This is a genomic window from Streptomyces sp. NPDC092045, from assembly GCF_044756005.1.
In the GTDB taxonomy this organism is placed as follows: domain Bacteria; phylum Actinomycetota; class Actinomycetes; order Streptomycetales; family Streptomycetaceae; genus Streptomyces.
Window position 1 is genome coordinate 14,419 of the sequence record NZ_JBIVSC010000001.1, and the last position, 21,105, is coordinate 35,523.

General features: G+C 70.6%; 22 protein-coding genes, 4 tRNA genes and 1 pseudogene. 18 read left to right on the top strand and 9 right to left on the bottom strand.

What is annotated here, in order from left to right:
- The first annotated feature begins 27 nt into the window (after nt 1-27).
- The 3 genes from ACIQKA_RS00075 to ACIQKA_RS00085 all read left to right on the top strand — a co-directional run bounded on the left by ACIQKA_RS00075 (nt 28) and on the right by ACIQKA_RS00085 (nt 1,898).
- On the top strand, nt 28-483 hold the full coding sequence (locus tag ACIQKA_RS00075) for an MscL family protein (protein WP_383152631.1): 456 nt from the start codon (nt 28-30) through the stop codon (nt 481-483).
- A 147-nt stretch (nt 484-630) separates the two neighbouring features.
- Nucleotides 631-1,494 (top strand): zinc metalloprotease HtpX, encoded by an 864-nt coding sequence (gene htpX / locus ACIQKA_RS00080; RefSeq protein WP_402539527.1) that lies wholly within the window; start codon nt 631-633, stop codon nt 1,492-1,494.
- Entirely contained in the window at nt 1,491-1,898 is a 408-nt protein-coding gene (locus ACIQKA_RS00085; protein ID WP_383152630.1) for a YccF domain-containing protein, read from the top strand. The genes htpX and ACIQKA_RS00085 overlap by 4 nt, the downstream gene beginning before the upstream one ends.
- On the opposite strand, the gene ACIQKA_RS00090 is transcribed toward ACIQKA_RS00085, so the two are convergent.
- The 4 genes from ACIQKA_RS00090 to ACIQKA_RS00105 all read right to left on the bottom strand — a co-directional run bounded on the left by ACIQKA_RS00090 (nt 1,892) and on the right by ACIQKA_RS00105 (nt 4,398).
- Nucleotides 1,892-2,530: an alpha-ketoglutarate-dependent dioxygenase AlkB family protein gene (locus tag ACIQKA_RS00090; protein WP_383152629.1), complete on the bottom strand. Its 639-nt coding sequence runs from the start codon at nt 2,528-2,530 to the stop codon at nt 1,892-1,894. The genes ACIQKA_RS00085 and ACIQKA_RS00090 overlap by 7 nt on opposite strands.
- Nucleotides 2,527-3,024 carry a methylated-DNA--[protein]-cysteine S-methyltransferase gene (locus tag ACIQKA_RS00095; RefSeq protein WP_402539529.1) on the bottom strand — a complete coding sequence of 166 codons (498 nt, stop codon included), beginning with the start codon at nt 3,022-3,024 and terminating at the stop codon, nt 2,527-2,529. The genes ACIQKA_RS00090 and ACIQKA_RS00095 overlap by 4 nt, the downstream gene beginning before the upstream one ends.
- 110 nt (nt 3,025-3,134) lie before the next feature.
- Nucleotides 3,135-3,767 (bottom strand): hypothetical protein, encoded by a 633-nt coding sequence (locus ACIQKA_RS00100; RefSeq protein WP_402539530.1) that lies wholly within the window; start codon nt 3,765-3,767, stop codon nt 3,135-3,137.
- Between the two features lie 139 nt (nt 3,768-3,906).
- Nucleotides 3,907-4,398: a YajQ family cyclic di-GMP-binding protein gene (locus tag ACIQKA_RS00105; protein WP_366370994.1), complete on the bottom strand. Its 492-nt coding sequence runs from the start codon at nt 4,396-4,398 to the stop codon at nt 3,907-3,909.
- 171 nt (nt 4,399-4,569) lie between these two features.
- Here ACIQKA_RS00105 and ACIQKA_RS00110 point away from each other — a divergent pair.
- Nucleotides 4,570-4,651, top strand: a tRNA-Tyr gene (locus tag ACIQKA_RS00110).
- A 92-nt stretch (nt 4,652-4,743) separates the two neighbouring features.
- On the opposite strand, the gene ACIQKA_RS00115 is transcribed toward ACIQKA_RS00110, so the two are convergent.
- Both ACIQKA_RS00115 and ACIQKA_RS00120 read right to left on the bottom strand, forming a co-directional pair.
- Entirely contained in the window at nt 4,744-5,400 is a 657-nt protein-coding gene (locus ACIQKA_RS00115) for an SDR family oxidoreductase (RefSeq protein ID WP_402539532.1), read from the bottom strand.
- Nucleotides 5,401-5,402: 2 nt separating this feature from the next.
- Entirely contained in the window at nt 5,403-6,704 is a 1,302-nt protein-coding gene (locus ACIQKA_RS00120) for an amidohydrolase family protein (protein ID WP_383152625.1), read from the bottom strand.
- A gap of 207 nt (nt 6,705-6,911) precedes the next feature.
- Between ACIQKA_RS00120 and ACIQKA_RS00125 the strand changes: the two genes are divergently transcribed.
- From ACIQKA_RS00125 to ACIQKA_RS00150, 6 genes are all read left to right on the top strand, one after another.
- Nucleotides 6,912-6,984, top strand: a tRNA-Thr gene (locus tag ACIQKA_RS00125).
- A gap of 43 nt (nt 6,985-7,027) precedes the next feature.
- Nucleotides 7,028-7,100 (top strand) — tRNA-Met (locus ACIQKA_RS00130).
- 89 nt (nt 7,101-7,189) lie between these two features.
- Complete coding sequence (gene rpmG, locus ACIQKA_RS00135; RefSeq protein ID WP_003956487.1) at nt 7,190-7,354, top strand: 50S ribosomal protein L33; 165 nt, start codon at nt 7,190-7,192, stop codon at nt 7,352-7,354.
- A gap of 83 nt (nt 7,355-7,437) precedes the next feature.
- Entirely contained in the window at nt 7,438-7,890 is a 453-nt protein-coding gene (locus tag ACIQKA_RS00140; RefSeq protein ID WP_383152624.1) for a MaoC family dehydratase N-terminal domain-containing protein, read from the top strand.
- A gap of 2 nt (nt 7,891-7,892) precedes the next feature.
- Complete coding sequence (locus ACIQKA_RS00145) at nt 7,893-8,321, top strand: MaoC family dehydratase (RefSeq protein ID WP_383152623.1); 429 nt, start codon at nt 7,893-7,895, stop codon at nt 8,319-8,321.
- Between the two features lie 107 nt (nt 8,322-8,428).
- Nucleotides 8,429-9,484, top strand: a complete 1,056-nt coding sequence (locus ACIQKA_RS00150; RefSeq protein ID WP_402539533.1) for a UDP-N-acetylmuramate dehydrogenase — start codon at nt 8,429-8,431, stop codon at nt 9,482-9,484.
- Here the strand turns inward: ACIQKA_RS00150 and ACIQKA_RS00155 are convergent.
- The 3 genes and pseudogenes from ACIQKA_RS00155 to ACIQKA_RS00165 all read right to left on the bottom strand — a co-directional run bounded on the left by ACIQKA_RS00155 (nt 9,481) and on the right by ACIQKA_RS00165 (nt 12,542).
- A pseudogene (locus ACIQKA_RS00155) lies at nt 9,481-10,125 on the bottom strand (NAD(P)-dependent oxidoreductase). The gene ACIQKA_RS00150 and the pseudogene ACIQKA_RS00155 overlap by 4 nt on opposite strands.
- 30 nt (nt 10,126-10,155) lie before the next feature.
- Entirely contained in the window at nt 10,156-11,178 is a 1,023-nt protein-coding gene (locus ACIQKA_RS00160) for an adenosine deaminase (protein WP_383152621.1), read from the bottom strand.
- A 137-nt stretch (nt 11,179-11,315) separates the two neighbouring features.
- Entirely contained in the window at nt 11,316-12,542 is a 1,227-nt protein-coding gene (locus tag ACIQKA_RS00165; protein WP_383152620.1) for a pyridoxal phosphate-dependent aminotransferase, read from the bottom strand.
- Nucleotides 12,543-12,757: 215 nt separating this feature from the next.
- On the opposite strand from ACIQKA_RS00165, the gene ACIQKA_RS00170 reads away from it, so the two are divergent.
- The 8 genes from ACIQKA_RS00170 (at nt 12,758) to rpoB (ending at nt 21,022) form a co-directional block, all read left to right on the top strand.
- A tRNA-Trp gene (locus ACIQKA_RS00170) sits at nt 12,758-12,830 on the top strand.
- Nucleotides 12,831-12,933: 103 nt separating this feature from the next.
- Nucleotides 12,934-13,221 (top strand): preprotein translocase subunit SecE, encoded by a 288-nt coding sequence (gene secE, locus ACIQKA_RS00175; RefSeq protein ID WP_383152619.1) that lies wholly within the window; start codon nt 12,934-12,936, stop codon nt 13,219-13,221.
- A gap of 44 nt (nt 13,222-13,265) precedes the next feature.
- On the top strand, nt 13,266-14,129 hold the full coding sequence (gene nusG / locus ACIQKA_RS00180) for a transcription termination/antitermination protein NusG (RefSeq protein WP_402539535.1): 864 nt from the start codon (nt 13,266-13,268) through the stop codon (nt 14,127-14,129).
- Between the two features lie 158 nt (nt 14,130-14,287).
- Nucleotides 14,288-14,722 (top strand): 50S ribosomal protein L11, encoded by a 435-nt coding sequence (rplK, locus tag ACIQKA_RS00185; RefSeq protein WP_030318720.1) that lies wholly within the window; start codon nt 14,288-14,290, stop codon nt 14,720-14,722.
- A 77-nt stretch (nt 14,723-14,799) separates the two neighbouring features.
- Nucleotides 14,800-15,528, top strand: a complete 729-nt coding sequence (rplA, locus tag ACIQKA_RS00190; protein WP_121831424.1) for a 50S ribosomal protein L1 — start codon at nt 14,800-14,802, stop codon at nt 15,526-15,528.
- A gap of 425 nt (nt 15,529-15,953) precedes the next feature.
- Nucleotides 15,954-16,484 (top strand): 50S ribosomal protein L10, encoded by a 531-nt coding sequence (gene rplJ / locus ACIQKA_RS00195; protein WP_062752794.1) that lies wholly within the window; start codon nt 15,954-15,956, stop codon nt 16,482-16,484.
- 113 nt (nt 16,485-16,597) lie between these two features.
- Nucleotides 16,598-16,978: a 50S ribosomal protein L7/L12 gene (gene rplL, locus ACIQKA_RS00200; protein WP_053646189.1), complete on the top strand. Its 381-nt coding sequence runs from the start codon at nt 16,598-16,600 to the stop codon at nt 16,976-16,978.
- Between the two features lie 561 nt (nt 16,979-17,539).
- Complete coding sequence (rpoB, locus tag ACIQKA_RS00205; RefSeq protein ID WP_376240428.1) at nt 17,540-21,022, top strand: DNA-directed RNA polymerase subunit beta; 3,483 nt, start codon at nt 17,540-17,542, stop codon at nt 21,020-21,022.
- The last annotated feature ends 83 nt before the right edge of the window (nt 21,023-21,105 follow it).

Consider the following 21,105-nt stretch of genomic DNA (forward strand, 5'->3'; position numbering starts at 1 on the left):
CCGAGCAGAACCTAGGAGCAGGACCCCGTGCTGAACGGATTCAAGGACTTCATACTTCGCGGGAACGTCGTCTCGATGGCCATCGGCCTGGCCGTCGGAACGGCGTTCACCTCCGTCGTCACGGGCTTCAGCAAGGCCTTCATCACCCCCCTCATCGGCCTCGCCACCGGCTCCGTCGGCAACTTCAACGACGCGACGTTCAGCATCGGCAGGACCGTCTTCCCCTACGGCCTGGCCATCTCCGCGAGCATCGCCTTCGTCATCACCGCGGCGGTCCTCTACTTCCTGATCGTCGTCCCCATGACGGGCATCCAGCACAGGTTCGCCAAGGCAGAGGCCGCCGACCCCAAGTCGGAGAAGCGCGACTGCCCCCACTGCTACAGCGAGATCCCGGCCATCGCCTCCCGCTGCGCCTTCTGCACCGGCGCGGTCGAGCCCGTCGGCACCCTCCTGGAGAAGGTCGAGGTCCCGGCGCCCCGCTGATCACCCGAACGGCCCACACGGACGCCCCGGTGCGGCCGGGGAACCCGAACCTCCCGCCTGGCGTTGACCAGTACGGAAGGGTCCACTGGACGAGTGGACCACCACGAAGAAAAGGGTTCCCCTGCCGCACCACTTGGAGGGCGTACCGTGCACCGCCGGCACAACGGGCTGAGGACCGCCGTACTCCTCGGAGGGCTCTCGGCCCTCATCATCGTCATCGGCAGCTTCTTCGGGCGTACGGGACTGATCGTCGCGCTCGTCGTGGCGCTCGGCACCAACGCGTACGCGTACTGGAACAGCGACAAGCTGGCGCTGCGGGCCATGCGCGCCCGCCCGGTCAGCGAGTTCGAGGCGCCCGCGCTCTACCGGATGGTGCGCGAGCTCTCCACGCAGGCGCGCCAGCCCATGCCCAGGCTCTACATCTCGCCGACCCAGGCGCCCAACGCCTTCGCCACCGGCCGCAACCCGCGCAACGCCGCCGTCTGCTGCACCGAGGGCATCCTCTCCCTCCTGGACGAGCGCGAGCTGCGCGGGGTCATCGGCCACGAGCTGAGCCACGTCTACAACCGGGACATCCTGATCTCGTCGGTCGCCGGAGCACTGGCCTCCGTGATCATGTTCCTGGTCAACTTCGCCTGGCTGATCCCGGTCGGCCGCTCCAACGACGACGACGGCCCCGGACTGCTCGGCATGCTGCTGATCATGATCCTGGGCCCGATCGCCGCCTCGGTCATCCAGCTCGCCATCTCCCGCTCCCGGGAGTACGAGGCCGACGCCTCCGGCGCCCAGCTCACCGGCGACCCGCTCGCCCTGGCGGGCGCCCTGCGGAAGCTGGAGGCCGGCACCAAGCAGCTCCCGCTGCCGCCCGAGCCCCGGATCGAGACCGCGAGCCACATGATGATCGCGAACCCGTTCCGCCCCGGCCAGGGCCTCTCCAAGATGTTCTCCACCCACCCGCCGATGGCCGAGCGCATCGCCCGGCTCGAACAGATGGCAGGTCGACGCCCGTGAAGACGATCCTGAACGTCATTTGGCTGATCCTGTGCGGATTCTGGATGTTCCTGGGCTACATGCTCGCGGGACTCCTGCTCTGCGTCACGATCATCGGCATCCCCTTCGGGCTCGCCGCCTTCCGCATCGGCGTCTACGCCCTGTGGCCCTTCGGCAAGACGGTCGTCGACCGCCGCGACGCGGGCGCGCCCTCCTGCGTGGGCAACGTGCTGTGGCTGATCCTCGCCGGCTGGTGGCTGGCCCTCGGCCACATCACCACCGGCATCGCCCTCTGCCTCACGATCATCGGCATCCCGCTGGGCATCGCGAACTTCAAGCTGATCCCGGTCTCGCTGCTGCCCCTGGGCAAGGAGATCGTCTCCACGGACCGCGCCGCGGGCGTCCACGTCCCCCAGAGCTACTGACCGGACCGGGGGATCCCGGTCTCCCGCAGGGTGATGTTGAGCCGCCCGCGCAGCCCGAGGGCGGGCTCGGCGGTCCCGGGGAACACCCGGGGCACCCCGTGGTGCGCCCACCGCGAGGGCCCGCCGAAGACGAACAGGTCCCCGGAGGCCAGCTCGACGTCCCGGTAGGGCCGCCCCCGGCCCTCCGCGTTCCCGAAGCGGAACACGCACCGGTCCCCGAGGCTCAGCGACACCACCGGCGCCCCGGAGCGCTCCTCCCGGTCCTGGTGCATCCCCATCCGCGCCCCGGGCCCGTAGAAGTTCACGAGCGCGGTGTCGGGCGCGAAGCCCCCGTCCTCCCCGTACGCCTCGGCGACGGCCTCCCGCCCGAGCGAGACCAGCCGGCCGGGCAGTTCGGGACCGACGGCGTCGAGATACCGGTACGGCACCCACTGCCGCCCCAGACACAGCGACCGCACCGACATGACGCCCCCGCCGGGCAGCACGGTCCGCCGGTACGGCACGGGCCCGCGCCCCCACTCCCGGCAGGCCTCCACCAGCTCCCGCTGCCGCGAGAACGGCAGCCACGCGGGCACGTGCACGGCCCCGGGCGCCACGACGACCCGTTCCCGGGGAAAGAGCCCCTCGCTCACACCAGGACCCCCTCCAGGCCCAGCAGCCGCTCCTTCCGCCCGACCCCCGCGGCGTACCCGCGCAGGGCCCCGTCGGCCCCGATCACCCGGTGGCAGGGCCGCACCACGAGCAGCGGATTGCGCCCGATCGCGGTCCCCACGGCCCGCACCCCGGCCCCGGCCGAGCCGACCCGCCGGGCGATCTCCCCGTACGAGACGGTCGCGCCGTACGGCACCTCTTCGAGCGCCCGCCAGACGCGCCGCTGGAACGCGGTCCCGGCGTCACCGTCGAACTCCACCTCGAACCGCTCCCGCTCCCCGGCGAAGTACTCGCGCAACTGCCCGGCGACCTCCTCGAACGCCTCCGGATCGGACGTCCACCCGTCCTCGACCACGGCGCCCCCCTTCTGCCCCGGCAGGGACAGCGAGCGCAACAGGACATGCCCCCCGGGCACGGGCCGCCCGACGAGCAGCATCTCGCCCAGGGGGCCGTCGGCGTACGCGTACACGGTCATGACTGCTTCCTCTCCCGCACGGGCCTTCCACGACCCAGTGTGCGGGGCCGCCGACTCGGAGGCTGGCGGGATTCGGACACGGCTCTCACGGGGGCCGGCCGGGCGGACCGTCAGGTGCTGCCGGCGCCGGTCCCGTCGTGCGGACGCGACCGCCCGTCGCAGGCGGCGATCCGGGCCGCGAGCCCCTCGTGGCCGACGGGGTCGCCGCAGAGCCGGCGTACGGCGGCCAGCCCCAGACTGGCCCGCCCGGTGGCCTCCACGAGGGCGCGGGGAGCGACGTGGAAGTGCCACTGGCCGACGTCGAGCGGGTCGTAGTCGGAGTGGGTGCGCGCGGTGTGGAGGGCGAAGACGTAGACGTCGGCGTTGTAGGACCGGGCCTCGGAGACGCCGTCCTCGGGGGTCCAGGTGCGTCCGCGCAGGCGGGAGAAGCGGATGTCCGACAGCCGGGCCTGCCCCCAGGACTGGAGGTAGGCGCTCGTCTTCACCTCGATCCTCAGCCCGTCGGGCGCCAGGACGTCGAAGCTGTCCCACTCCGCGTTGCGTTCCACCGCGCCCACCGCGCGGTGGACCAGGAACTCCGCGAGCAGGCCCCGCGTCGTGTTGGTCCGGAGGTCGGGCATCGCGTAGCGCCAGAAGTCCAGCACCGTCCCGGCGCCGGCGCCGCGGAAGGCCTCGTCGCCTTCGAGCGGCACCGGCTCGGCCGGGACGTGCCAGGTGTCGGAGACCGCGGGGTCGAACGGCATTCCACCACCCTCCCACGCGGCCGGCCCCGGACGCGCCCGGATGCGCACGGGGGCACGGCGCCCGTCGCTCCGGCGCCGTGCCCCCGATGCGTCCTCCGGGTGCGGGGGGCCGGCGTCCCCGCGGGCCGGAACGGTTCCGCTAGCGGTAGTTCACGAACTGGATCGCGAAGTCGAAGTCCTTGCCCTTGAGGAGGGCCTGCACGGCCTGGAGGTCGTCGCGGCTCTTCGAGCTGACCCGCAGCTCGTCGCCCTGCACCTGCGCCTTGACGCCCTTGGGGCCCTCGTCCCGGATGGCCTTCGCGACCTTCTTGGCGTTCTCCTGCGAGATGCCCTCGGTGACCGAGGCGAAGAGCTTGTACTCCTTGCCGGAGAGCTGCGGCTCGCCCTCGACCTCCAGCGACTTGAGCGAGATCCCGCGCTTGATCAGCTTGGACTGGAAGATGTCGAGGATCGCGTTGACCCGCTCCTCGCCGTTCGCCTGCATGAGGATCTTCTCGCCCGACCAGGAGATCGAGGCGTTGGTCCCCTTGAAGTCGTAGCGCTGAGAGATCTCCTTGACGGCCTGGTTGAGGGCGTTGTCGACCTCCTGCCGCTCGACCTTGGAGACGATGTCGAAACTGGAGTCGGCCATGACTCGTGGCTCCTTGCTCGGATGCTGTGGGTTACAGACCGAAGCCTAGGGGGTGAGCCACGGCCCGAACCGCTGATCAATCCGGTGGCGAACCACCCCGTGGGATCAGGTATTGTTTACGTCGTTGCCAGGGAACACCGCCGAAAAGCGGCTCCACGGCAGCGGTCTCATGGCGATGTGCCCGAGTGGCCAATGGGAGCGGACTGTAAATCCGTCGGCTTAGCCTACCCAGGTTCGAATCCTGGCGTCGCCACGTGATGGAGAAGGTCCCCGGTGCTTGCACCGGGGACCTTCTCTCGTGGTGAGGAGGGGCTCCCGTCGTACGAGGTCGTACGAGGGGGCGGGTCAGTTTCCGGCCACCGACCTCACCGCCACCGAGACCGGCGTCGAGCCCGAGGTCAGTTCCAGGGTGAGGCCGGACGTCGCCGGGGTCTCCAGGAGTTCCGCGACGACCGCCGCCACGTCGTCGCGGGGGACGTGGCCGCGGCCCGTGCGGGCCTCCAGGCGGACCAGGCCCGTGCCCGCGTCGTTCGTGAGGGCGCCCGGGCGCAGGATCGTCCAGTCCAGGGCCGTGCGCGAGCGGATCTCGTCGTCGGCCGAGCCCTTGGCCCGCAGGTACGTGTCGAAGATCTCCTCGCCCCGGTGGGACGCGTCCGCGCCCATCGAGGAGACGACCACGTACCGCCGCACCCCCGCCCGTTCCGCCGCGTCCGCGAAGAGCACCGCGGCCCCCCGGTCCACCGTGTCCTTGCGGTCCGCGCCGCTGCCCGGGCCCGCGCCCGCGGCGAAGACCACCGCGTCGGCGCCCCGCAGGGCGTCGGCGACCATGTGGGACGACGCCGTCTCCAGGTCCAGGACGACGGGCTCGGCACCCGCCTCCCGCAGGTCCGCCGCCTGCTCCGGCCGGCGGATGACCCCCGCCACCTCGTGTCCGCCCGCCGAGAGCAGCCTCTCCAGGCGCAGGGCGATCTGTCCGTGTCCTCCAGCGATGACGATGCGCATACTCACGACCGTACGACGGGACCGGCCGGAGGGCTCCCCGGCCCGGGCGGCCGCCTCGTCCGCGCCTGCCGCGGCAGGTCGAGCGCCGCCGCCGAGTCGCAGTACTCCCGCACCGCGCTCGTCCGCGCCACCACCCGCCCCCGGTGCACCACGATCCGGCTGTACGCCAGCGACAGCGCGCCCGCGAGCCGCTCGCCCCGCACCGCCAGGAGCTCCGCCGGGAAGCCCGCCTCCACCCGCACCTCCGGCAGGCCCATCACCGCCCTGGCCTCCGCGCTCACCGCCCCGTACGCCTCCTCGGGCGAGAGCCCGCCCTGCGAGGCCAGCAGATAGGCCGCCTCCAGCGGGTCCCCGCGCCCCACCGGGTTCGCCGCGTCCCGCAGCGCCCCGCTCCCGGCCGCCACCCGCACCCCCGCCGCCCGCAGCAGCCGCACCGGCGCCACCCCCCGGGGCCCTCCGTCCCCCGTCCCCGCGTCCGCGCACCCGCCCTGCGGCAGGCACACCACCGCCACCCCGGCCGCCGCCAGCCGCTCCGCCGCCCGCCCCGCCACCTCCGGGGGGAGCCGGGCGAGGCCCGCGCACGGGCCGATCGTCACCCCCGTCCCCAGCTCCCCGGCCATCGCCGCCAGCCGGGCCAGCCACGCCGGGTCGTCCCCCTCCGCGTGCAGGTCCACCGGCACCCCGTGCTCCGCCGCCACCTCCAGGACCGCCGCCACGTGCCCGACCGGATCGGGGTCCAGGTCCGGACGCCCGCCGACCGCGCCCGCGCCCCTCCGCACCGCGTCCCGCAGCAGCGCCCGTCCCTCCGCGCCCGCCGCCCCGCCGAGCAGCCGCGGCACGGCCACCGGCGTCAGCGTGCCGAGGCCGTGCAGCGAGCCCTGGACCCGGAGCACCGCCTCCAGCGGCCCGAGCCCGCGGTCGTCGCCGATCCGCACGTGCGCGCGCAGCGCGGTCGCCCCGTGCCCGAGCTGGAGCAGCGCGGCCTCCGTGGCCCGGCGCCGCACCTCCTCCCCGTCGTACGGGACGGGGCCCGGGCGGTCGGCGGAGAACGCGCCGTCGGGGTGGGCGTGGGGCTCGGCGGGCGCGGGCAGCAGCAGGTGGCCGGTGAGGTCCACCCGGGCGCCCGGCGTCACGGGCGCGAGGCTGCCCGCCGTGCCGACCGCCTCGATCCGTTCGCCCACGAGCCGTACGTCCACGGTCCGCCCGTCGGCGAGCCGCGCGTGCGAGAGCAGGAGCGAGGTCGGTCCGGCGCCGGCCGCGGCCCCTTCCCCGGGCGGCTGGGGCTGCTTGCTGTCGGCTGCCATCCGGCTCCTCGGGCCTCCTCGGGACCGGGATCGCCCGGCGTGGGCCCGAGCCTAGGGGCGCCCGCGGTGACCTGCGGGGAGAGGCGCGGCGGGCGCACCCGATGAGGGCACGTGTGGCGTACGTGACACCTGGTGGGAAGGGCCGGAACGGCGCCGGGAAACGGATTTGGGAGATGGGCCGGAGACCGTGTAATGTCTTCCTCGCTCGCCCCAATAGCTCAGTCGGTAGAGCGTCTCCATGGTAAGGAGAAGGTCTACGGTTCGATTCCGTATTGGGGCTCTGGTGAGAAGGACCCGCCTTCGGGCGGGATCCGGATCATCAAAGCGGTGTAGCTCAGTCGGTAGAGCAAGCGGCTCATAATCGCTGTGTCACCGGTTCAAGTCCGGTCACCGCTACAAACGGTAGCCGATTGCGGGGTCGGTCCTTCGATCGGCTACCCTTTTATGCGTTCATCCGTCCAACCGTCCGTCCAAGGAGCACTCACGTGGCTGCCACCGACGTCCGCCCGAAGATCACGCTGGCCTGCGTGGAGTGCAAGGAGCGGAACTACATCACCAAGAAGAACCGGCGTAACAACCCGGACCGTCTTGAGATGAAGAAGCACTGCCCTCGCTGCAACTCGCACACCGCGCACCGCGAGACGCGTTAATCAGGCTCGTACACGAGGCCGTCCCCACTCGGGGGCGGCCTCGTGTCGTTTGTCGGAAACGAATTCCAGGAGGTATCGAGTCCATGGCGCTCGACCAGTCCTTCGTGGGCCGGACCTATCCGCCCACCCCGCCCTACGAGGTAGGCCGCGAGAAGATCCGCGAGTTCGCCGAGGCGATCGAGGACGCCAACCCCGCGTACACCGACGCCGAGGCGGCCAAGGCGCTCGGCCACCCCGACGTGATCGCCCCGCCCACCTTCGTGTTCGCCATCACGTTCAAGGCGGCCGGACAGGTCGTCGAGGACCCGCAGCTCGGCCTCGACTACAGCCGGGTCGTCCACGGCGACCAGAAGTTCGTGTACGCCCGTCCCGTACGCGCCGGGGACCGGCTCTCCGTCACCTCCACCATCGAGGCGATCAAGTCGATGGCGGGCAACGACATCCTGGACATCCGCGGCGAGGTCCACGACGAGACCGGCGAGCACGTCGTCACCGCCTGGACCAAGCTCGTCTCCCGAGCGCCCGAGGAGGCCTGACCATGACCGCGAAGATCGCCTACGACGAGGTCGAGGTCGGCACCGAGCTGCCCGCGCGGACCTTCCCGGTGACCCGCGCCACCCTCGTCCGGTACGCCGGCGCCTCCGGGGACTTCAACCCCATCCACTGGAACGAGAAGTTCGCGGTCGGCGTCGGCCTGCCCGACGTCATCGCCCACGGCATGTTCACCATGGCCGAGGCGATCCGCGTCGTCACCGACTGGGCCGGCGACCCCGCCGCCGTCGTCGAGTACGGCGTCCGCTTCACCAAGCCCGTCGTCGTCCCCAACGACGACACCGGCGCCCTGATCGAGGTCGCCGCCAAGGTCGCGGCCAAGCTGGACGACGGCCTGGTACGGGTGGACCTCACCGCGACCAGCGCGGGGCAGAAGGTCCTGGGGATGAGCCGGGCCGTGGTGCGGCTCGCCTGACAGGTGTGCACGAGAGCCCCGGCGCCCCGGCACGGTGCCGGGGCGCCGCTGTTTCACTCGTGGGACAGAATGTCCGTCGACAGGGACGCCGCACGTACGCTGGGCCCGTGCAGCTCCTCAACGACGCCCCCCTCGCCCCCCTCACCACCTTCCGTCTCGGCGGACCCGCCTCCCGGCTCGTCACCGCGACCACCGACGACGAGGTGATCGCGGCCGTCCGCGAGGCCGACGACGCCGGGACGCCGCTGCTGATCGTCGGCGGCGGGTCCAACCTGGTCATCGGGGACAAGGGCTTCGACGGCACCGCGCTCCGGATCGCCACCACCGGCTTCTCCCTCGACGGGACCCGCCTGGAACTGGCCGCCGGAGAGGTCTGGACGGACGCCGTCGCGCGGACCGTCGAGGCCGGGCTCGCCGGGATCGAGTGCCTGGCCGGGATCCCCGGCTCGGCCGGGGCCACCCCGATCCAGAACGTCGGCGCGTACGGGCAGGACGTCTCCGCCACCGTCACCGAGGTCGTCGCGTACGACCGGACCACCCGCGAGACCGTCACGCTGACCAACGCCGAGTGCGCCTTCTCGTACCGGCACAGCCGCTTCAAGGAGCACCCCGAGCGCTACGTCGTGCTGCGGGTCCGCTTCGAGCTCGAAGACGCCGGCGGGCTCTCCGCGCCGATCAAGTACGCCGAGACCGCCCGCGCCCTCGGCGTCGGGGCCGGCGACCGCGTCCCGCTCGCCGCCGCCCGCGAGACCGTCCTGGGGCTGCGCGCCGGCAAGGGCATGGTCCTCGACCCGGAGGACCACGACACCTGGTCGGCCGGCTCCTTCTTCACCAACCCGATCCTCACGGCCGGGCAGTACGAGGCCTTCCTGGCGCGCGTGGCCGAGCGCCTCGGCCCGGACGTCGTCCCGCCCGCCTTCCCCGCCGGCGAGGACGCGGTGAAGACCTCCGCGGCCTGGCTGATCGACCGGGCCGGGTTCACCAAGGGGTACGGCTCCGGGCCCGCCCGGATCTCCACCAAGCACACGCTCGCCCTCACCAACCGGGGCGGGGCCACCACCGAGGACCTGCTCGCCCTCGCCCGCGAGGTCGTCGCCGGGGTCAGGGACGCCTTCGGCATCACCCTCGTCAACGAGCCCGTCACCGTCGGCGTCGAGATCTAGTACGGCCGGTACGGCAGGTACCGCTGGTACGCGACGCCCACGCCCTGCTTGATCGTCGCCGGGTCGTCGGCCATCGCCGGCGTCGCGTGCGCCACGCCCGCGCGGGCCGGGAAGCGGCCCCGGGGCGGGGTGCCGCCGGCGACCGGCCGGGCGGGCGCACGGCGGTCCGGTCGGCGCCGCTCGCGGCGGGGTCGGACTCCACGGCCCGCAGGTCGTCGCGGACGTCCTTCGGGACGGTGCCGACGACCGCCAGGACCGCCCTGTCCAGAACGCCCCGGCCGGCCGGGCCCGGCGGGGACGCGCCGACCACCAGGAGGCGGCGCACCTTCCCGGCCTCCGCCGCCGCGAGCACCGAGCGGGTCGGCCGGGCCGCCACGCCCGCGTCCGCGCGGCTCCCGGCGCCCGGGCCCGAGAGGACCGCGTCCCGGCCGGCGACCGCCGCGCGCAGCGCCTCCGGGCCGGACGGGTCCTCGGCCCGCCGGACCACGAGCCGCGTCCCGGTCACCGCGAGCCGCGCCGGGTCCCGCACCACCGCCGTCGCCTCGCGGCCCGCGGCCGGCGGACAGCCTCCCGGCCGGCGCCCGGCGGACGGCCTCCCGGCCGACGCCGCCGGTCGCGCCGAAGACGGTGAGCCTCGTCATTCCGTGCCCCCCGTGGCGGGACCCGCCCGTTCAGGACCCGATCCAGTCGTCGATCCCCGCGAGCAGCTTCTCCCGCACCCCCTCCGGCGCCGCCGAACCACGGACCGACTGCCGTGCCAGCTCCGCCAGTTCCGCGTCCGTGAAGCCGTGGTGGCGGCGGGCGATCTCGTACTGCGCCGCGAGCCGCGAGCCGAAGAGCAGCGGGTCGTCCGCGCCGAGCGCCATCGGCACCCCCGCGTCGAAGAGCGTCCGCAGCGGCACGTCCTCGTGCCGCTCGTACACCCCGAGGGCCACGTTCGACGCCGGGCAGACCTCGCAGGTCACCCCGCGCTCGGCCAGCCTGCTCAGCAGCCTCGGGTCCTCCGCCGCCCGCACCCCGTGGCCGACCCGCGCCGCCCGCAGGTCGTCCAGGCAGTCCCGCACCGACGCCGGACCCGTCAGCTCGCCGCCGTGCGGGGCCGCGAGGAGGCCGCCGTCCCGGGCGATCGCGAACGCCCGGTCGAAGTCCCGGGCCATGCCCCGGCGCTCGTCGTTGGAGAGCCCGAAGCCCACCACGCCCCGGTCCGCGAACCGCACCGCGAGCCGGGCCAGGGTGCGCGCCTCCAGCGGGTGCTTCATCCGGTTCGCCGCCACCAGGACCCGCATCCCGAGCCCGGTCTCCCGGGACGCCGACTCGACCGCGTCCAGGATGATCTCCAGGGCCGGGATGAGCCCGCCGAGGTGCGGGGCGTACGAGGTGGGGTCGACCTGGATCTCCAGCCACCCCGAACCGTCCCTGACGTCCTCCTCGGCCGCCTCGCGGACCAGCCGCCGGATGTCCTCGGGCGCGCGCAGGCAGGAGCGGGCGATGTCGTAGAGGCGCTGGAAGCGGAACCAGCCGCGCTCGTCGGTCGCCCGCAGCTTGGGGGGCGTACCGCTGCTCAGCGCTTCGGGGAGGTGCACGCCGTACTTGTCGGCCAGCTCGATCAGCGTCGTGGGCCGCATCGAGCCGGTGAAGTGCAGGTGCAGATGGGCCTTGGGCAACAGGGTGAGGTCGCGAGAAACGTGCTCCATCGACCGATCCTGCCGCACCCGAACGGAGGAGGACAGCCCCTTTCCCCGATCGGGACCCTCCCGAACGCAGAAACGGGCCCCGGTTCCGAAGAACCGGGGCCCGCCTCGTACCCGCTCTCACGAGCGGGCGGGCCGGCTCAGTCCGTCGCCTCGGCCAGCAGCTTCTGGATCCGGGAGACGCCCTCCGCCAGGTCCTCGTCGCCGAGCGCGTACGACAGGCGCAGGTAGCCGGGGGTGCCGAAGGCCTCGCCCGGGACGACCGCGACCTCGGCCTCGTCGAGGATCAGGGCGGCCAGTTCGACCGAGGTCGCCGGACGCCGCCCGCGGATCTCCTTGCCGAGCAGCCCCTTCACCGACGGGTACACGTAGAACGCGCCCTCCGGGGTCGGGCAGACGACGCCGTCGATCTCGTTCAGCATCCGCACGATCGTCCGGCGGCGCCGGTCGAAGGCGGTGCGCATCTCCGCGACCGCGTCCAGGTTCCCGGAGACGGCGGCGAGCGCGGCGACCTGCGCGACGTTGCTCACGTTGGACGTGGCGTGCGACTGGAGGTTCGTGGCGGCCTTCACGACGTCCTTCGGGCCCACGATCCACCCGACGCGCCAGCCCGTCATCGCGTACGTCTTCGCCACGCCGTTGACCACGACGCACTTGTCGCGCAGCTCGGGCACCAGGGCCGGCAGCGAGGTGAACGTCGCGTCGCCGTAGACCAGGTGCTCGTAGATCTCGTCCGTCAGGACCCACAGGCCGTGCTCGACGGCCCAGCGGCCGATCGCCTCGGCGTCGGCCTCGCTGTAGACGGCGCCGGTCGGGTTCGAGGGGGAGACGAAGAGGACGACCTTGGTCTTCTCCGTGCGGGCCGCCTCCAGCTGCTCCACCGACACCCGGTAGCCGGTCGTCTCGTCGGCCACGACCTCCACCGGCACGCCGCCCGCGAGGCGGATCGACTCGGGGTACGTCGTCCAGTACGGCGCCGGGACGATGACCTCGTCACCCGGGTCCAGGATCGCGGCGAAGGCCTCGTAGATCGCCTGCTTGCCGCCGTTGGTCACCAGGATCTGGGACGGGTCGACCTCGTAGCCGGAGTCGCGCAGCGTCTTGGCGGCGATGGCGGACTTCAGCTCGGGCAGGCCGCCGGCCGGCGTGTAGCGGTGGTACTTCGGGTTCTTGCAGGCCTCCACGGCCGCCTCGACGATGTAGTCGGGGGTCGGGAAGTCGGGCTCGCCCGCGCCGAAGCCGATCACCGGACGGCCGGCGGCCTTGAGGGCCTTGGCCTTGGCGTCGACGGCGAGGGTGGCGGACTCGGAGATCGCACCGATACGGGCGGAGACCCGACGCTCGGTGGGAGGGGTAGCAGCGCTCATGCGGCCCATCGTCCCAGACCGCGTCCCGGCCGGGCACACAGGTTTCACGGACCGGACAGGAACGGTCATTCCCGGTCGTACGGCCGTCCCGCGACAGGTCTGCGGCAGGTCGGGGCGGCTTCTGTTCGACGTAGGGCCCCAAGACCACGTATGCTCACTCCTCGTTGGTCCGCACCGGCCGCGTCTCGCGATGCGGTAGGTTGGGGCACTGACAAAGGGTCGTAGCTCAATTGGTAGAGCACCGGTCTCCAAAACCGGCGGTTGGGGGTTCAAGTCCCTCCGGCCCTGCTACACACACCGCCAGGTGTTGTGCGCATGTACGTACTTCATTGCACCGCCGTGCGGCTCCACCCGGGCGCGGCACGGCCGACCCGGAATCAGGTGAGACATCGTGACGGACGCCGTAGGCTCCATCGACACGCCTGATGCCGACGACGAGACGGCAGACTCGAAGAAGAAGTCCCGCAAGGGCGGAAAGCGCGGGAAGAAGGGCCCTCTGGGCCGCCTCGCCCTTTTCTACCGCCAGATCATCGCGGAGCTCCGCAAGGTCGTCTGGCCCACGCGCAGCCAGCTGTCGACGTATACCACCGTGGTGATCATCTTCGTCGTCATCATGATCGGCCTCGTCACCGTGATTGACTATGGCTTCCAGGAAGCAGTCAAGTACGTCTTCGGCTGACTTTTTGTTCCACCCCATCTGTATCGCAGGAAGAAGCAGCCACCGTGTCTGACGCGAACCTGAACGACGCCTTCGAGTCCGAGCCCGTCGAGGACGAGCTGGACATCGTCGAGGCCGCCGACGAGGACCAGGCCGACGCTGCTGAGGACGCTGCGGACGAGGCCGCCGCCGACGAGGTCGTCGAGGACGAGCTCGCGGAGGACGAGGACGCCGCCGACGAGGACGAGGCCGAAGAGGTCGAGGACGCCGTCGAGGCCGAGGAAGAGGAGGAGGCCGAGGAGGCCGCTCCGGTCGACCCGGTCGCCGCGCTTCGCGAGGAGCTGCGCACCCTCCCCGGCGAGTGGTACGTCATCCACACCTACGCGGGCTACGAGAAGCGCGTGAAGGCCAACCTGGAGCAGCGCGCCGTCTCGCTCAACGTCGAGGACTTCATCTACCAGGCCGAGGTCCCCGAGGAAGAGATCGTCCAGATCAAGGGCGGCGAGCGGAAGAACGTCAAGCAGAACAAGCTCCCCGGCTACGTGCTCGTCCGCATGGACCTCACGAACGAGTCCTGGGGCGTCGTCCGCAACACGCCCGGCGTCACCGGCTTCGTGGGCAACGCCTACGACCCGTACCCGCTGACCCTGGACGAGATCGTCAAGATGCTCGCCCCGGAGGCCGAGGAGAAGGCCGCCCGCGAGGCCGCCGAGGCCGAGGGCAAGCCGGCTCCGGCCCGCAAGCTGGAGGTCCAGGTCCTGGACTTCGAGGTCGGCGACTCGGTCACCGTCACCGACGGCCCCTTCGCCACCCTCCAGGCCACGATCAACGAGATCAACGCCGACTCGAAGAAGGTCAAGGGCCTCGTCGAGATCTTCGGCCGCGAGACCCCGGTCGAGCTCAGCTTCGACCAGATCCAGAAGAACTGATCCCACGGTTTTCCGAGCAGGTCAGAGCGGCTGTCGCAGCCGCTCTGACCTGCTCGGTTTTTAGCCGCACGTGTATACCCGTTATCGTTGTGCGGTATGCCTCCATCCGTATGTCCGGATGGCGGGCTGAACACTCTCACTAGGACCCGGAGAGAGCAATGCCTCCCAAGAAGAAGAAGGTCACGGGGCTTATCAAGCTCCAGATCAACGCCGGTGCGGCCAACCCGGCCCCGCCGGTCGGCCCCGCACTGGGTCAGCACGGCGTCAACATCATGGAGTTCTGCAAGGCCTACAACGCCGCGACCGAGTCGCAGCGTGGCATGGTCGTGCCGGTGGAGATCACGGTCTACGAGGACCGCTCCTTCACCTTCATCACCAAGACTCCGCCGGCCGCCAAGCTGATCCTCAAGGCCGCGGGTGTGGACAAGGGCTCCGGCGAGCCGCACAAGACCAAGGTCGCCAAGCTCACCGCCGCCCAGGTCCGCGAGATCGCCACGGTCAAGCTCCCCGACCTGAACGCCAACGACCTGGACGCCGCGTCCAAGATCATCGCTGGCACCGCCCGTTCCATGGGCATCACGGTCGAGGGCTGACCAGCCCCCTCGTGACCCAGTGGTAGGGCCGGCGCGGCCCGCACCACGACTCCATACCTGAAACAACAGGAGAAGAAGTGAAGCGCAGCAAGGCTCTCCGCGGCGCGGACGCCAAGGTCGACCGCGAGCGGAACTACGCTCCCCTCGAGGCCGTCCGTCTCGCCAAGGACACCGCCACCACGAAGTTCGACGGCACCGTCGAGGTCGCCTTCCGCCTGGGTGTCGACCCGCGCAAGGCCGACCAGATGGTCCGTGGCACCGTGAACCTCCCGCACGGCACCGGCAAGACCGCCCGGGTCCTGGTCTTCGCGACCGGTGAGCGTGCCGAGGCCGCGATCGCCGCGGGCGCCGACATCGTCGGCTCCGACGAGCTCATCGACGAGATCTCCAAGGGCAACCGCCTGAACGAGTTCGACGCCGTGGTGGCCACCCCGGACCTCATGGGCAAGGTCGGCCGCCTCGGCCGCGTCCTCGGCCCGCGTGGTCTCATGCCCAACCCGAAGGTCGGCACCGTCACCCCCGACGTCGCCAAGGCCGTCAACGAGATCAAGGGCGGCAAGATCGAGTTCCGCGTCGACAAGCACTCGAACCTGCACTTCATCATCGGCAAGGTCTCCTTCGACGAGACGAAGCTGGTCGAGAACTACGCCGCGGCCCTGGAGGAGATCCTCCGTCTGAAGCCGTCCGCCGCCAAGGGCCGCTACATCAAGAAGGCGACCCTGACGACGACGATGGGCCCCGGCATCCCGCTGGACTCCAACCGCACCCGCAACCTCCTCGTCGAGGAGGACCCGGCCGCGGTCTGAGCCCCATCGGCTCGCTGAAGTGGTCAGCCGGCCCCGCACCTCTCCGGAGGCGCGGGGCCGGCTTCTTGCTGCTCCCGGAGGGTCCGGAGCCGCCCACAAGGGCGTACGAGGACGCGGACGCGGGCGCCCGCCGACGTCCGGGCGCCGACGGCCGGAGGCCCGACCGGAGCCGATTTGCTCCCGGACGACCCGGTCGCGTACGCTTCCCAGGAAGCCAAAGACCGCTGGTCGTCTCTGCGCCCATACGGGTGCGGTGGCCGAAGGATTCGCTGAGAGACGCGAACGACCCGCGCAGGTGACTGTGGAAGAGTTCCCGATTCCTTGTGAAACGGTCGAGCTGAGCCCCGTGCGCCTGCGCCCGGGGCGTTTTGTTTTTGTTCAGCCCCTTCCGAGCGGTCCCATCACCCGGAAGGAGGCCGACGCTTATGGCAAGGCCCGACAAGGCTGCCTCGGTGGCCGAGCTGGAGGACCAGTTCCGCAGCTCGAACGCCGCTGTGCTGACCGAGTACCGGGGTCTCACCGTCGCGCAGCTCAAGACGCTGCGTCGTTCGCTCGGTGAGAACGCCCAGTACGCCGTGGTGAAGAACACGCTGACCAAGATTGCGGCCAACCAGGCCGGGATCACCGCGCTGGACGAGCACTTCGCTGGTCCGACCGCGGTCGCCTTCGTCACCGGTGACCCGGTGGAGTCGGCGAAGGCCCTGCGTGACTTCGCCAAGGAGAACCCGAACCTCATCATCAAGGGCGGTGTCCTTGACGGTAAGGCGCTCTCCGCGGATGAGATCAAGAAGCTCGCGGACCTCGAGTCCCGCGAGGTTCTGCTCAGCAAGCTGGCCGGCGCGTTCAAGGGCAAGCAGTCCCAGGCTGCCTCGCTCTTCCAGGCGCTGCCGTCGAAGTTCGTCCGCACCGCGGAGGCGCTTCGCGTCAAGCTCGCCGAGCAGGGCGGTGCCGAGTAATTCGGCTCGCGCATTGATCCGCGCCGCCTAGTGCGCGGATCGCAGCGGGCCGACAGTACGCCCGCCTCTACACACCTCCGGCACCTGCCGAATTAGTGGAAGGATCGCCCATCATGGCGAAGCTCACCCAGGACGAACTCCTCGCCCAGTTCGAGGAGCTCACCCTCATCGAGCTCTCCGAGTTCGTGAAGGCCTTCGAGGAGAAGTTCGACGTCACCGCCGCCGCGGCCGTCGCCGCCGCCCCGGCGGGCGTCGCCGCCCCGGCCGAGGCCGAGGCCGAGCAGGACGAGTTCGACGTCATCCTCGAGGGTGCCGGCGACAAGAAGATCCAGGTCATCAAGGTCGTGCGCGAGCTCACCTCCCTGGGCCTCAAGGAGGCCAAGGACCTCGTCGACGGCACCCCGAAGCCGGTCCTCGAGAAGGTCGCGAAGGACGTCGCCGAGAAGGCCGCCGAGTCCCTCAAGGCCGCCGGTGCCGCTGTCACGGTCAAGTAAGGCCGTTTCGGTTCGCTGAGCCGACTCCCGCTCCCGCGTCACGCGTCCGTGTAACGCGGGAGCACCGAAGGGCGATCATCCACATGGGTGGTCGCCTTTCGGCGTTCCCGGGGACGGGCGTGGCGGCCGTCCGGAGGGGTGCCGGAAGCGGAGTATGGTGATCTTCGCCGTGCGCCCCGCGGGACGGGGCCCCTTGACGAACCGCACGCAGCGCGCAATTCTCAGGACGCGTCGTCACAACGATTCGTATCCGAGGCATGGATCGACGGCGGAACGGGCAGTATCGAGGTGCGCCGCACGGCGCGAAGTAGCGCGGAGTTGAGAGCAACGAGGGTCGCGAGGAACTCGCCCTGGACATCAGTGAGCCAAGTGGCTACACTGACCCTTTGCGCTGCCTGTTAGCTGCCCCCTGCCCGTCACCAGGGGCATACCTTCGCATCCGTTTCATCGGCCGACCCCTTCTGACCTGGCCTTTCGGTCATATCAGGAAACGTCTGCCCTGAAGCTCTGCTGGGGACCGGTACGCGCGTAGTGAGTCCGAGCCCTCGGAAGGACCCCCTCTTGGCCGCCTCGCGCAACGCCTCGACCAATACGAACAACGGCGCAAGCACCGCCCCGCTGCGCATCTCCTTTGCAAAGATCAAGGAGCCCCTCGAGGTTCCGAACCTCCTCGCGCTGCAGACCGAGAGCTTTGACTGGCTGCTCGGCAACGCCGCCTGGAAGGCTCGCGTCGAGGCTGCCCTTGAGTCGGGACAGGACGTCCCCACGAAGTCCGGTCTGGAGGAGATCTTCGAGGAGATCTCCCCGATCGAGGACTTCTCCGGGTCGATGTCGCTGACCTTCCGCGACCACCGCTTCGAGCCGCCGAAGAACTCGATCGACGAGTGCAAGGACCGTGACTTCACGTACGGCGCCCCGCTCTTCGTCACCGCCGAGTTCACCAACAACGAGACCGGCGAGATCAAGTCCCAGACGGTCTTCATGGGCGACTTCCCGCTCATGACCAACAAGGGCACCTTCGTCATCAACGGCACCGAGCGTGTCGTGGTGTCGCAGCTGGTCCGTTCGCCGGGCGTCTACTTCGACTCGTCGATCGACAAGACGTCCGACAAGGACATCTTCTCCGCCAAGATCATCCCGTCCCGGGGTGCCTGGCTGGAGATGGAGATCGACAAGCGCGACCTGGTCGGCGTCCGCATCGACCGCAAGCGCAAGCAGTCGGTCACCGTCCTCCTGAAGGCCCTCGGCTGGACCACCGAGCAGATCCTCCAGGAGTTCGGCGAGTACGAGTCCATGCGCGCCACCCTGGAGAAGGACCACACCCAGGGCCAGGACGACGCGCTGCTCGACATCTACCGCAAGCTCCGTCCGGGCGAGCCGCCGACCCGCGAGGCCGCTCAGACGCTGCTCGAGAACCTCTACTTCAACCCGAAGCGCTACGACCTCGCGAAGGTCGGCCGCTACAAGGTGAACAAGAAGCTCGGCGCGGACGAGCCGCTGGACGCCGGCGTCCTCACCACCGACGACGTCATCGCCACGATCAAGTACCTCGTGAAGCTCCACGCGGGCGAGACCGAGACGATCGGCGAGAACGGCAACGAGATCGTCGTCGAGACCGACGACATCGACCACTTCGGCAACCGTCGTCTGCGCAACGTCGGCGAGCTCATCCAGAACCAGGTCCGCACGGGTCTGGCCCGCATGGAGCGCGTCGTCCGCGAGCGCATGACCACGCAGGACGTCGAGGCGATCACGCCGCAGACCCTGATCAACATCCGGCCGGTCGTCGCCTCCATCAAGGAGTTCTTCGGCACCAGCCAGCTGTCGCAGTTCATGGACCAGAACAACCCGCTGTCGGGCCTGACGCACAAGCGTCGTCTCTCGGCGCTGGGTCCCGGTGGTCTGTCCCGCGAGCGGGCCGGCTTCGAGGTCCGAGACGTGCACCCGTCCCACTACGGACGCATGTGCCCGATCGAGACCCCCGAAGGCCCGAACATCGGTCTGATCGGTTCGCTCGCCTCGTACGGCCGCGTCAACGCGTTCGGCTTCATCGAGACGCCGTACCGCAAGGTCGTCGACGGCCAGGTCACCGACGAGGTCGACTACGTCACCGCCGACGAGGAGGACCGCTTCGTCATCGCGCAGGCCAACGCCGGCCTCGACGACGACCTGCGGTTCACCGAGAACCGCGTCCTGGTCCGCAAGCGCGGCGGCGAGGTCGACTACGTCCTCCCCGCCGACGTGGACTACATGGACGTCTCGCCGCGCCAGATGGTGTCGGTCGCGACCGCCATGATCCCGTTCCTGGAGCACGACGACGCCAACCGCGCCCTCATGGGCGCGAACATGATGCGTCAGGCGGTGCCCCTCATCAAGTCGGAGGCCCCGCTCGTCGGCACCGGCATGGAGTACCGCTGCGCCACCGACGCCGGCGACGTGCTCAAGGCCGAGAAGGACGGTGTCGTCCAGGAGCTGTCGGCCGACTACATCACGGTCGCCAACGACGACGGCACGTACATCACGTACCGCCTGCACAAGTTCTCCCGCTCCAACCAGGGCACCTCCGTGAACCAGAAGGTCGTCGTGGACGAGGGCGACCGCGTCATCGAGGGCCAGGTCCTCGCCGACGGTCCCGCCACCGAAGACGGCGAGATGGCGCTCGGCAAGAACCTGCTCGTGGCGTTCATGCCGTGGGAGGGCCACAACTACGAGGACGCGATCATCCTGTCGCAGCGCCTCGTGCAGGACGACGTCCTCTCCTCGATCCACATCGAGGAGCACGAGGTCGACGCCCGTGACACCAAGCTGGGCCCCGAGGAGATCACCCGGGACATCCCGAACGTCTCCGAGGAGGTCCTCGCCGACCTCGACGAGCGCGGCATCATCCGCATCGGTGCCGAGGTCGTCGCCGGCGACATCCTGGTCGGCAAGGTCACGCCCAAGGGCGAGACCGAGCTGACCCCGGAGGAGCGCCTGCTCCGCGCGATCTTCGGCGAGAAGGCCCGCGAGGTCCGCGACACCTCCCTGAAGGTGCCCCACGGCGAGATCGGCAAGATCATCGGCGTGCGCGTCTTCGACCGCGAGGAGGGCGACGAGCTTCCCCCGGGCGTGAACCAGCTGGTCCGCGTCTACGTCGCCCAGAAGCGCAAGATCACCGACGGTGACAAGCTCGCCGGCCGTCATGGCAACAAGGGCGTCATCTCGAAGATCCTGCCGATCGAGGACATGCCGTTCCTGGAGGACGGCACCCCGGTCGACATCATCCTCAACCCGCTCGGCGTCCCGTCCCGAATGAACCCGGGACAGGTCCTGGAGATCCACCTCGGCTGGCTCGCCAGCCGCGGCTGGGACGTCTCCGGCCTCGCCGACGAGTGGGCGCAGCGCCTCCAGGCCATCGGTGCCGACCAGGTCGCCCCCGGCACCAACGTCGCCACCCCGGTCTTCGACGGCGCGCGCGAGGACGAGCTCGCGGGTCTGCTGAACCACACCATCCCGAACCGCGACGGCGAGCGCATGGTGCTCCCGACCGGCAAGGCGAGGCTGTTCGACGGCCGCTCCGGCGAGCCGTTCCCGGACCCGATCTCCGTCGGGTACATGTACATCCTCAAGCTCCACCACCTGGTCGACGACAAGCTCCACGCGCGTTCGACCGGCCCGTACTCGATGATCACCCAGCAGCCGCTGGGTGGTAAGGCCCAGTTCGGTGGCCAGCGCTTCGGTGAGATGGAGGTGTGGGCGCTGGAGGCTTACGGCGCCGCGTACGCCCTCCAGGAGCTGCTGACGATCAAGTCCGACGACGTGACCGGCCGCGTGAAGGTCTACGAGGCCATCGTCAAGGGCGAGAACATCCCTGAGCCCGGCATCCCCGAGTCCTTCAAGGTGCTCATCAAGGAGATGCAGTCCCTGTGCCTCAACGTGGAGGTGCTGTCCTCGGACGGCATGTCCATCGAGATGCGCGACACCGACGAGGACGTCTTCCGCGCAGCGGAGGAGCTCGGCATCGACCTGTCCCGGCGCGAGCCGAGCAGCGTCGAAGAGGTCTGACGGGAGTCCGGTCGGGGGGACAGCAACGGTCCCCCCGCCGGCCCCAGGACCCCCGTATCAGACCCACAGCCTTACAACCCTGA